The sequence below is a fragment of the Psychrobacter sp. CMS30 genome, from assembly GCF_904846565.1.
In the GTDB taxonomy this organism is placed as follows: domain Bacteria; phylum Pseudomonadota; class Gammaproteobacteria; order Pseudomonadales; family Moraxellaceae; genus Psychrobacter; species Psychrobacter maritimus.
Map to the genome: position 1 here is coordinate 37,424 of NZ_CAJHBF010000022.1, position 9,799 is coordinate 47,222.

Genomic DNA, 9,799 nt, shown 5'->3' on the forward strand with positions numbered 1-9,799 from the left:
TTTAATGGCTTTTTATGGGTTTGCTTTGATGATAGAGCAGCCCTACCCTAAAGCAGCTACCTCTTAGAGCAGCCACTGCCCTAAAATGACATTAACCGCCGCTTCGGTGCGCAATATGCGCGGGCCTATATTGACCGCCGTGCAACCTTGCTTGGCAAGTAGTTCAATCTCATAATCAATCCAGCCGCCTTCTGCACCGATAAACACCATACTTGGCAGTACTGAGTTATGAAGAGGTTCAGGATTTTTTAGTTGTTGCTGCATGTATTGCGCAAAAGACAGCGCGCTATAAGGATGAGCAACGATGGCGCGATTGGTGATTAAGCTTGCAACCTCATCTTCAACAAAAGGTTTAAAGCGTTTTTGCAGACTAATTCGCGGCGCAACCGTATCAACGCCTTGTTGCAGCCCTTCTAACACAAACTCGTCAAGGCGAGCCAACATCGGGCTTTGCCAATAGCTTTTTTGCGTACGGTAGCTGTTGATAAGGATAATATCGTTAACGCCAAGCGCGGTCATATCCATGATTAGGCGGCGTAGCACCTTTGGCCTTGGCAATGCCAACACCACTGTAAGATTGAGCTTCGGTGGCGGATTGATGGTCAGCTGTATATCACTTAGCTGAATACTATCGGGTGCGATATTCTCAATGATAGCGCTGCCAAGCTTGCCACCCAATTGGCCAATTTTTAACGTATCACCTACTTTGGCAGTTAATACTTTATTCACATGGGTAATTTGCATTAAATCATTGATATAGGCAGACGCATTATCATGTTGAAAGTTGGTTGCTGGCAATAATATACAGTTCATAGCGTCACTTATATCAGCTCTTGATTCACGTCTTGGCTCAGGTCTTGCTCAAAAGGCGGTTTTGCGTATTGCTGAATCACATCTTCAATCATCGATAACTGCCGATGCAAGACCGCTTGCTGCTGCTCAGTCATTTCTGCACCCGCTTGCCCTGCTTGTTTTGCCAATTCCAAATGACTGAGCCAAAACTGTAGCTGCTGATAAAGCAAACTGTCATCATCGCTAGATGGCTGATTGCTCGCAATTTTCTGCTGCTGAGATAGCTGCTCATCAGTACCAAGAGCGCTATAGAAAGCATTGTTTGGTTGATATAACGCCCCGACGCTAGCGAGCTTATCAACCACGCTTTGGCAAGATTGGGTATAACTGCCCATCAATACCGGCGTCGCCACACTTGCCGGCTCAACGGGATTATGCCCGCCAATATCGACCAATGAGCCACCCACCAATGCCACATCTGCAAGCGCATACCATTTCATCAACTCACCCATACTATCAGCCAAATAAACTTGGGTATTTGGATTGATTGCATCCTCATCACTACGACGCGTCATCGTTAAGCCTGACTTTTCAATCAGTTCTGCCACCTCATCGAAGCGCTCAGGATGCCTTGGAACGATAATTAACAACGTATCCGCTAATAAAGGATTAGAGATGATTTGCTGCTGCCATGATAATACTGTCTTTTCTTCACCGCTATGGGTACTTGCTGCTACCCAAATCGGGCGACCTGTGACGCCTAAATCTAAATCCAAGTCTGCGCCATCATTTGCTATTTCAGCTTCTTTGGCACCATTATCATCATTAAGCTTCGGGGTATTAATTACCCATTTCAGCGAGCCTGCCACGCGGATTTGCGCACTATGAGCGCCCAATTGCCGAAAACGTTTTGCCGATTCATTATCCTGCGCAATAATCAAACTCAGGTTTTTCATCATACTGGCACTGACCGCGCCAATTTTTTGATAACTTTTAAAAGAAGCAGCGGACAGACGACCATTGACCAAAATACTTGGGATATGATGCTCGGATAACTTGGTCAAAATATTTGCCCAAAGCTCCGTTTCTATAAACATTGCCGCAACCGGTTGTACATGCGCTAAAAACGTTTCAATCACCGCAGGACTATCAACAGGAACATAACTATGGCTTAAGCGACCTTGGGCAATATCATCGGCGAAGCGACTGGCACCGCGCGCAAACCCCGTCTGCGTGGTATTGGTCAACCATATCTGATAGCCTTTTGCTAATAGCGCATCAAGCAAGGGCGCGACGGTATTGGTCTCACCTAAAGATACTGCATGGCACCAAATGACTTTTTTGCCATTGCTATCTTTATAATTGCCATTTTCGTTGGCATTCGCATTAGATTTAATATTTGCATCAGGCGCGGGCGGCGCAGGATAGCGCTTACCAAAACGCTGCTCGACTTCTTGCTGATAATTATCACGCTTATGCGAGCGACGCCATACTTGCATACGATATAGCGGTTTTAGCAAACCAATCGTCACCTGATAATAAGCAGGTGGCTTATAAACGGCTCGGCTTGGCTGAGTCGACTTATCAAAAGAGGGTAAGGAATTATCAGAAGATGGCATGAAGAAGCCCAGATTAGTAATGGATCGGACGATAGGAGGTGACGTTATAAAATGACAATAAAAAATGCCAATAAAAAACGCGCCAATTCTACCTGAATTTAATGCTAAACAATAGTTTTAAAGCACTCGCTATTAGAAACAAAAATTTAAAAACCAGAATTTGGACATAAACGGCTAGACAATAATGAAGATTAATATAGCAATAACAATAATTACCGCAAACAATAGCTGATAACGTTTGAGGCTATGCTGCTCTTGTTTTTGTGTGCTGATTAACGTTTGCGCTTGCTGCCATTGGCTCATCAAACTGGCCGCTTCTGCATGACCATTTTTGGCCGCTTGCTCAAGCCAGTATTTCCCATTAGTCATATCTTGCGGCACGCCAAATCCTTGATAATACATCTTACTTAATAAACGCTGGGCACGGCTGTCATCTTTGCTCGCCGCTTGCTTCACCCATTCAACCCCTGCTTCCATACCAGCTACTTTATCCGTATTTACCCCTTCACCAAGTAGCTCATACATGGCTAAACGTAGCATCGCAGCGCTATTACCCGCATGAGCAGCATCTTGCAATTTTAACAGAGCTTGCTGCTTTGCTGCCAAATGCTGCTGTGAAAAGGCAACTTGCGCGCGCGGTTTATCTTGCTTAGCAATATGCTGCTCAAATTGATCTAAGACTTTACAGGCTTGCTCGTATTCTGTCTTGCCAGCGGTTTGTGGTACTTCTATTTCATCAAGCTCTGTGAGCAATTGGCTAAAAAGCTCTGGGGTTGGCGCTTCTTTTATGATTGGTTTGATTGCTGGCTTTAGCTCTGTCTGTTTTAAATTCACTTGTACAGATTCTGCTGCTGTAGTTTGTGCAGTAGAGCTTTCTAATGAAGCGGTCGATAAATTAGGCTTTGCTGATACCGCCTCTGTTTGGACAACTTCAGGTGTTTTTTGAAGCTCATTATAAGAAGTATGGTTAACAGCATCAGTATTTGTCTGAATACTTTGGCGGCTATGTCGAGGTACTATTGTTTCAGTTACTTCTTTAGTAGCATGCTCGGTAGCTATAGGTAATTCATGATGGCTATCAATGGCGTTTGGCAGTCTTGCACTCAATGCTTGGTACAGGCCGCTTGCCACTTGACTACCTTGCACCGATTGAAACGGCCGATCAATATGACCAGACAGCCGCACCCCTATCGGCTCTAAGGCAAAAAATAGCGAGGCATTCACGTTAGACTGATTATTAACCTCAATATCATCGCGATAGACCACGGCCATATGCTGATAAAAATCATCGGTCAGTAGTGGCAAGGCAGGATAACGCTTACGTAGCTCAAACTCACCGAACCAATGCGGCGTATACTGCCATTGCTGTGCCAATACGCGCCCTGCATAAAATGCTAAAAACACCATAAAATTACGATAGCGCTCATCTGCCAACAGCGCCGCCTCATCCCACGTGCCAGACTTTATCATGTCGCGGCGTATCTGCGACAGCAAGATATCTATACGCTGTAAACTTGCCAGCGATTCATCGAGTGTGCAGTGATGCAATTCAGCTTCATAAGCCATGCCGCCAGCGACGGGACGGCCAGCTAAGAAATCTTGCCAATAGCCTGCTGCAATATAATCAATGGGCGTTAAGGGCGATGCAGACATAAGGCAAGCCTATCCTTTAAAAATTAAGCGTTTAAAAAAAACAAATAAGATGACAATAAAAATAAGTAGTTTACCTTAACTTAAAAGCGAAAGCGCTACAATAAAGGACTAAATAAGCGCACCACATTATCAAATAAGCGCTCTGCCCCGTGGCGCTCTTGCCACTCTTCTAAGCCTAAAAAATGACAGCTTTGTAAGTAGACTTCTTGACAGTCAGCAACCTGCGCGACCATTTCTGGGGTATAAATCGCTAAGCTAACTTCCATATTTAAATAAAAACTGCGCATATCGATATTTACCGTGCCAAACAGACAATAATCATCGTCAATAACCACAGTCTTAGCATGCAGCAGCCCGCCTTTAAATAAAGCAATGGTCACCCCTGCTTCGAGCAGTTCTTGATAATACGCTTGGGAAGCGTGCTGCACCAAAAATGAATCCACTTTTTCTGGCACAATAATCGTCACCTCGACCCCGCGTTTGGCGGCAGTAGTCAGCGCCCCTGATAAGGCTTCATCGGGGACAAAGTACGGCGTGGTAATACGAATACGTTTATTGGCGCGATGGATGACCGTGACCAACGTATTATAAATCACATGTGCCGTTACTTGCGGCGCCGAAGGTATCAGCTGCGCTAGCACATCCTCGACTGCGGGCATGCGCGGTATCGAAATCGATGCCGAGCCAATCTCTGGCGGCTCATCAGAATCTACAAGCTCGTCTAAAACTTTGACGCGGCTGTTGATATCATTAATTGTCGGGTGCATGACATAAAGCTTACGGGTATAGGTATTCACGCGGTGATTGAGTGCGTCTAGGTTGTCTTTATTTTCCGCCCCGATATCGGTGACCACTACTTTGGCCATCGCTGTGGCAATATTCATCGGCTCTTGACTGAAACTACGTATCGCTACATCAATCCATTGTCCAACATTTTTATTTTGTTTAAAAAACTTCGGATCAACCAAGTTAAAGCTACCGATATAGCCTATATGTTCGTCAATAACGATAATCTTGCGATGATTACGCAAATCTGAGCGCTTAAACAAAGTTTTAAATAATCCCACCGGTAGCGACTGGTGTACAAAAACCCCAGCCTCTTCTAACATCCGATGCTGTTTGCTATTAAAAAAGCTAAAACTCCCTACACTGTCTGCCAAAATATGACACTCTACACCGCGCTGCGCCGCTGCCATTAGCGCATCCATGACCTCGAGTATCTGACCTTTTGGATAAATAATATAAAACTCCATCAGGATAATGCGCTGGGCGGCATGAATGTCTTCAATCAAGCGCCCAAAGATAGCACTCGGCGTGGTCAATAATTGCATTTGATGGTCGGGAAATACCCCAAACCCTGTCCAACGCGTGCCTATTTTACTGACACCGCGGTAATTATCAGGCAGCAGCTCTTGTCCTTCATCAAATACCAGCTGCTCACGCTTAGCCATATCATTCATCAGTAGCCGCGCCTGATTCATACGCTCACGATAACGCCGCCCAATCATTGGCTCACCTAGGAGTATATAAGCGATAAAGCCAACCAAAGGCAAAGTATAAAGCACGGCAACCCAAGCAATCGACACCCCGATATTGCGCTGCACCGAGACAATACGCAGCGTCATGACTATCATGAGAATCACGTGCAATATCAGACCCAATCCAGCAAAGTCGCCTACCGACCATGTGGTAAAGTAGTCTTCAATAGAAAGCACTTCTATATTAAAATTATCTATGCTTGCCTCCATGACCCTATATCACTCAAACTATTTACCTATTTATTAACCAGCTGGCTTATTAAGTAGACGCTTTGTTAGCTAGATGCCAAAAGCATTATCAGTATAGTAGCTTTTAGCTAGCGCGCAATAGCTAACTGTATCGTCTGACACTCACTTTATTTATGCCTTAATTTGACCGTTAATAAAGGTTAACAACCACAATTTTAAAAATACTTGAAATAATATTTGACAGCCATGTGTAAATGTATATAATACACACCCACAGAGCGAGGCTTTAGTTAGTTCTCTTCTGTTGAAAGTTATTCAAAGGGTGACAACTTTGAATGTTAAAACTTTCAGGAAATCCTCTTTAAAGGATTTCCGTAATACCTAGTTTGGATGCGTAGTTTCCTAGAATTTACGACAATGTAAATTCTCTTACGCTCGGACGAAGCAGTGCTTCGTTTCATCCTCGCTCAGGGTGATTAGCTCAGTTGGTAGAGCGTCTGCCTTACACGCAGAATGTCGGCGGTTCGAATCCGTCATCACCCACCACTATTTAGTATAGTGTTACTCTTAAGTAGTAAGCTAAGTGGCTAAATAAACTAAAACGACCTCAGCAGCGGTAGTTCAGTTGGTTAGAATACCGGCCTGTCACGCCGGGGGTCGCGGGTTCGAGTCCCGTCCGCTGCGCCATATTTAAAACTTAGTTTTAATACAAAAGTTTCAACCTCAAGTATTCGTTTACTTGAGGTTTTTTTGTGCTTGTTGATTGTTATCAGCTATTAACTACTACTTAGAACTTATCATTTTATCTAGAAAAACTTTCACTAAAACCCCGTACGGAACAGCGTACCGATCACAACGAATGCCACTGAAAGTAGCGTCACCAAAATAATATTAACGGCAAATCCATTCAAATTTTTGGCTGATAACCTTGGTATTACCCTAAAACGTGCGTGCATAGCGACGACAGCCGTCAGCAATAATAATATCAGCTTGATACCAATCAATACGCTAATGTCATTATCAAAAGCAAACCATGCACTCACATCGGGTAGCATTCTATATGCCATCCACAATCCAGTGATAATTTGAATAGCCAAAGCTGGCATACCAATTTTTTCAAACTGCTCCTCAAATTGTAACAACGCCTCTAAATTACGTGAAGTTAGTACTTTAGGCAGCACCACTAATGCTAGTATTAAATGACCACCTGTCCATATTGCTGCGCCAAGTAGGTGCAGAATTAATAGATAGTTGAACATACCATATCACTCCAAATAATTAACCAATCATGATTTCTTGAAACATTAAGGTTTTAATTATGAAACGCGCCAATCAATTACAGCCATTATCGCGCCAACATCATCTTGGACTTAACCTGTCGCGCCATGCGAAAGAATGCTTGGATAAACCCGAAGAGATTGCCAAACACTGGCACAATCTCACTTCCTATATTAACGATATGCAATATCATTTCCAAATTGAAGATAACTTAATTGCTCATGCCTTAGAACCCTATCGTACCACTCATCCTGATGTTGCCTCGGTACTCGACACCCTTGACAGACAACATAAGCAATTACATCAACTGATGGATGAAGTTGAAGCCTCACAAAAATCTGGGAATAAAGACATCACAGTCGCGCAGGTTAAAGCGCTTGGCACTTTATTATACGACCATATCCGATTTGAAGAGCGAGCGTTATATCCTGCGGTAGAAGAATATCTGACAGAAGCAGAGTTAAATGCTGTATATAAAGCCAGTCCAGATAGCATTAAGCGCCCTGATGAGGATCGCTAATCCATTTTCATGAGAGTTAATCCAAGACCAGTTAAATAAAATATTGATTAAACAAAAAGCCCGCAAAGAAACGAGCCATATTTTGGCATTCGTTTCATTTGCAGGCTTTTTTAGCGGCTTGATAGGTTGTACGGACTTATGGTTAAAGCAGTGTTTTTAAGGCATCAACCTTTAAGCACTAGACTCTAAGGCATCAATTTAAAGAAATGCTGACGATAGTGTTTTAGCTCACGAATAGAGTCGCGAATATCGTCTAACGCTAAATGACTACCGCCTTTTTCAAAGTTTCTGAGAATATCAGGACGCCAGCGGAAGCAAAGCTCTTTAATTGATGACACATCAAGGTTGCGATAATGGAAAAAACGCTCAAGCTCAGGCATTTGGCGCGCCATAAAGCGACGATCTTGGCAGATTGAGTTGCCGCACATCGGCGATTTACCACTATCAACCCATTTGTTTAAAAACTTAATGGTTTCCGCTTCGGCCTCTGCCAATGTCACCGTACTACGGCGCACACGGTCGACCAAGCCTGACTGACCATGTTGCTTAGTATTCCAGTCATCCATTTTATTTAATACTTGATCTGATACCTTGATGGCAAACACCGGTCCTTCAGCAAGGACGTTTAAATCCTCATCAGTCACCACGGTCGCAATCTCGATAATCTCATCGTTTACGGTATCAAGCCCGGTCATTTCTAGGTCAATCCATACCAGCCCTTTTTTACCTTGGTTTTTGATTTTAATTTTATTGGGATGGTCGTCGGTACTCATAAAATATCCTATGGTCAATAAATTTTGGAACAACTTGCGAGCAATGTTAACCAAATAAAACATCTATAAATGGTCATGCTCAAATAATATATGTTTGCGCTTTCTCAATGATAATGTCTAAAAAAACTAAAACATTACAAAACCACCATCGGCTAGCGGCGCTTTAGGCTGTATGTTAGCAAATTTTCACGCTACACTTAGCAATATTTTTTAATAGGTTCAAAACCCATGGCATTAATTCGGCAACGCAAACTGACTAAACAGCAGATTCGTCGCATCGACAAACAGCAGCTTGACAGTCAAGATAGCATCGATGACAGTTTGATGGATGGCGTGGTCATGGCGCATTATGGTAAGCAGTTAGAAGTACAGGTGATCAGCTTGCCGGCAGTAATTCCCGTGCAGCCGGAGATTGCGCCCGATGATCCTGAGCCGTTTTGGCAAGAGCTGGCGTTAGGCGATATCTGGCGTTGTCATGTACGTACTAACTTACCGATGCTAGCCGCTGGCGACCAAGTGCGCTGGAGTGCTGATCCTAATACTGGCTTTGGACGTATCGAGTCGGTCAAACCACGTACTTCTCTGGTCTCGCGTCCTGATCGCTACCATAAGCTCAAGCCAGTCGCCGCCAATGTCGATATTTTGGCGATTGTTTTTGCACCGTTGCCTGCTGCTGCGCCGACTCTCATTGACCGCTATTTGGTCGTTTGTCATCATGCTGGTGTCAAGCCGCTCTTGGTGCTCAATAAAGCCGACTTGCTAGCGCAAGAAAACGGCGTCGATACCAATGAGCTACTCGCACAGTACGCAGCGCTTGGTTATGAAAGCGTCCTCACCTCGGTCGCTTGTCCTGAAAATATTGCTGATAGCGATGAACAAGAAGGGCTAGATGAATTAAAGCGCTATATCGATAAAAAGCTGGTTATTTTTGCCGGTCAGTCTGGTGTCGGTAAAAGCAGTTTAATCAATGCTCTGCTACCTGAATCGGCACAGAGCGTAAATATTATCTCTGAAAACTCAAAACTTGGTCAGCATACCACCACGACCAGCCGCTTATTGCCATTTAACCCAGACGACTTAAGCCAAGGTGGCATCGTCGATACCCCCGGTATTCGCGAGTACGGCATTTGGCATTTAACCCCTGATGACATCATCTCAGGTTTCGTTGAGCTTGCACCGCTAGCAGGTGATTGCCAATTCCGCGACTGTCGCCACACTCACAACAGCAAAGGCTGCGCCTTATGGCAAGCGGTTGCTGATGGCGTGGTATTGCAGCGCCGTGTTGAAAACCTTGTTACCTTAAGAGAAGAGGCAGATACTAAACCTTATTAATCAGAGCCTTATTAACGCATGCTTTATTAACCAGTGCTTTATTAGCCCTTATCTTATTAATCACTGCCATAGTAAACGTTGCTCATCACACGTTTACTATGGCTA

At 44.0% G+C, this 9,799-nt stretch carries 8 protein-coding genes and 2 tRNA genes; 4 read left to right on the forward strand and 6 right to left on the reverse strand.

Annotated features, from left to right (window positions below; all coding sequences use genetic code 11):
- Positions 1–63: 63 nt before the first annotated feature.
- From JMX94_RS11120 to JMX94_RS11135, 4 genes are all read right to left on the reverse strand, one after another.
- Positions 64–813: a 16S rRNA (uracil(1498)-N(3))-methyltransferase gene (locus JMX94_RS11120; RefSeq protein WP_201565408.1), complete on the reverse strand. Its 750-nt coding sequence runs from the start codon at positions 811–813 to the stop codon at positions 64–66.
- Positions 814–821: 8 nt separating this feature from the next.
- Entirely contained in the window at positions 822–2,411 is a 1,590-nt protein-coding gene (locus JMX94_RS11125) for a 3-deoxy-D-manno-octulosonic acid transferase (protein WP_201565409.1), read from the reverse strand.
- 174 nt (positions 2,412–2,585) lie between these two features.
- Positions 2,586–4,064, reverse strand: coding sequence for a tetratricopeptide repeat protein (locus JMX94_RS11130; RefSeq protein WP_201565410.1), 1,479 nt, complete (start codon positions 4,062–4,064; stop codon positions 2,586–2,588).
- 95 nt (positions 4,065–4,159) lie between these two features.
- Positions 4,160–5,812: a cardiolipin synthase gene (locus JMX94_RS11135; protein WP_201565411.1), complete on the reverse strand. Its 1,653-nt coding sequence runs from the start codon at positions 5,810–5,812 to the stop codon at positions 4,160–4,162.
- 449 nt (positions 5,813–6,261) lie between these two features.
- Here JMX94_RS11135 and JMX94_RS11140 point away from each other — a divergent pair.
- Both JMX94_RS11140 and JMX94_RS11145 read left to right on the forward strand, forming a co-directional pair.
- Positions 6,262–6,337: transfer RNA gene (locus JMX94_RS11140), tRNA-Val, on the forward strand.
- Between the two features lie 64 nt (positions 6,338–6,401).
- Positions 6,402–6,478, forward strand: a tRNA-Asp gene (locus JMX94_RS11145).
- A 134-nt stretch (positions 6,479–6,612) separates the two neighbouring features.
- On the opposite strand, the gene JMX94_RS11150 is transcribed toward JMX94_RS11145, so the two are convergent.
- Entirely contained in the window at positions 6,613–7,050 is a 438-nt protein-coding gene (locus JMX94_RS11150; RefSeq protein ID WP_201565412.1) for a CopD family protein, read from the reverse strand.
- A gap of 59 nt (positions 7,051–7,109) precedes the next feature.
- Here JMX94_RS11150 and JMX94_RS11155 point away from each other — a divergent pair, with 59 nt between their 5' ends.
- Positions 7,110–7,589 (forward strand): hemerythrin domain-containing protein, encoded by a 480-nt coding sequence (locus JMX94_RS11155; RefSeq protein WP_201565413.1) that lies wholly within the window; start codon positions 7,110–7,112, stop codon positions 7,587–7,589.
- 185 nt (positions 7,590–7,774) lie between these two features.
- Here the strand turns inward: JMX94_RS11155 and orn are convergent, their stop codons facing one another.
- Complete coding sequence (gene orn, locus JMX94_RS11160; RefSeq protein ID WP_183620749.1) at positions 7,775–8,362, reverse strand: oligoribonuclease; 588 nt, start codon at positions 8,360–8,362, stop codon at positions 7,775–7,777.
- A 228-nt stretch (positions 8,363–8,590) separates the two neighbouring features.
- Between orn and rsgA the strand changes: the two genes are divergently transcribed.
- On the forward strand, positions 8,591–9,694 hold the full coding sequence (gene rsgA, locus JMX94_RS11165) for a ribosome small subunit-dependent GTPase A (protein ID WP_201565414.1): 1,104 nt from the start codon (positions 8,591–8,593) through the stop codon (positions 9,692–9,694).
- Positions 9,695–9,799 lie beyond the last annotated feature (105 nt).

Excerpts from the sequence above, each read along its gene's own strand:
- JMX94_RS11125 (WP_201565409.1), bottom strand. The coding sequence starts at position 2,411 with ATGCCATCTTCTGATAATTCCTTACCCTCTTTTGATAAGTCGACTCAG.
- JMX94_RS11120 (WP_201565408.1), bottom strand. The coding sequence starts at position 813 with ATGAACTGTATATTATTGCCAGCAACCAACTTTCAACATGATAATGCG.
- orn (WP_183620749.1), bottom strand. The coding sequence starts at position 8,362 with ATGAGTACCGACGACCATCCCAATAAAATTAAAATCAAAAACCAAGGT.
- JMX94_RS11150 (WP_201565412.1), bottom strand. The coding sequence starts at position 7,050 with ATGTTCAACTATCTATTAATTCTGCACCTACTTGGCGCAGCAATATGG.
- rsgA (WP_201565414.1), top strand. The coding sequence starts at position 8,591 with ATGGCATTAATTCGGCAACGCAAACTGACTAAACAGCAGATTCGTCGC.
- JMX94_RS11130 (WP_201565410.1), bottom strand. The coding sequence starts at position 4,064 with ATGTCTGCATCGCCCTTAACGCCCATTGATTATATTGCAGCAGGCTAT.
- JMX94_RS11155 (WP_201565413.1), top strand. The coding sequence starts at position 7,110 with ATGAAACGCGCCAATCAATTACAGCCATTATCGCGCCAACATCATCTT.
- JMX94_RS11135 (WP_201565411.1), bottom strand. The coding sequence starts at position 5,812 with ATGGAGGCAAGCATAGATAATTTTAATATAGAAGTGCTTTCTATTGAA.